Origin of the sequence: Micromonospora sp. CPCC 206171 (assembly GCF_036906755.1) — a bacterium.
Classification (GTDB): Bacteria; Actinomycetota; Actinomycetes; order Mycobacteriales; family Micromonosporaceae; genus Micromonospora; species Micromonospora purpureochromogenes.
Window position 1 is genome coordinate 1 of the sequence record NZ_JBAKHT010000065.1, and the last position, 1,076, is coordinate 1,076.

Consider the following 1,076-nt stretch of genomic DNA (forward strand, 5'->3'; position numbering starts at 1 on the left):
GGGATTCGAACCCGCGACCCTCACCTTGGCAAGGTGATGCGCTACCAGCTGCGCTACGTCCGCTTGTCTCCGGCGTTCCCGGTGACGGATGAGAACTTTAGCCGAGGCTCGGAGGAGTTGCCAACTCGGGGGTGCCCTCGGCGCGTCCCTGGCGGGTTGCGGGGCGTGAGCGGGGACACTCCCCTAAAGCTTCCTAGGAGACTGGGTGGGGTGGTCGAAGGGCTTTCGGGAGGTCAGCCGAAGGGCCAGGTCGGGGCGACGCGACGCGCCGGAGAAGAGCTGTCCGGGTTCCGACTGTGGCACGCCCGGCCGACCGGCTCGGTAACGCGCTGTGCTCATATCGATGGGTTAACGTAACCGCGTGACGAGACGTGCCGCCGATGTCCGCCTGGATTCCCTGCTGCGTACAGCCTGCGACGTGATCGTCGAGCGCGGACTCGCCAACACCCGGACGGCCGACGTGGCGCAGGCCGCCGGGGTCAGCCAGGCGCTGGTCTTCTACCACTTCGCCACCAAGGAGCGCCTGCTGGCACAGGCCTTCGCGTACGCGGTGGAGCAGGACCTGGCCCGGCTGGACGTGGTGATCCGTTCCTCCGCCCCACCGCTGACCAAGCTGCGCAAGCTGCTGCGCCTCTACACCCCGCCGGGGCGGTCGATCTCCTGGTCCATGTGGATCGACGGCTGGGCCGAGTCGCTGCGCACCCCGGAGTTGGAGAAGGTCTCCCGCCGGCTCGACCTGCGGTGGCGGCAGGACCTCGCCGCGGTGATCGCCGACGGGGTGACCGACGGCACCTTCGTCTGCGCCGACCCGATGGCCGCCGCCTGGCGGATCAACGCGGTGATGGACGGGCTGGCGGTCCAGCTCGCGGTGCACGAGCGGGTGATCACCCGGCGGCAGTTCGCCGACTGGATCCGGCTGATCACCGCCCGGGAGCTGGGCCTCGACCCCGCCCAGCTCGACTGACTGTGAGCATGGCGGGGTCGGCTCAGTGGTGGTGAGCTGATAGCTGGCAGTAGCGGGCGTGACCCATCGTCTGACTGGCCTTTGTGCCTTCGGCCGGACTTGTCCGCCTGCT

At 69.1% G+C, this 1,076-nt stretch carries 1 protein-coding gene; it reads left to right on the forward strand.

The genetic code is table 11. The features are described from left to right. Positions 1 to 361 precede the first annotated feature (361 nt). Positions 362 to 964, forward strand: a complete 603-nt coding sequence (locus V6U89_RS30085; RefSeq protein WP_334576695.1) for a TetR/AcrR family transcriptional regulator — start codon at positions 362 to 364, stop codon at positions 962 to 964. Positions 965 to 1,076: the final 112 nt, after the last annotated feature.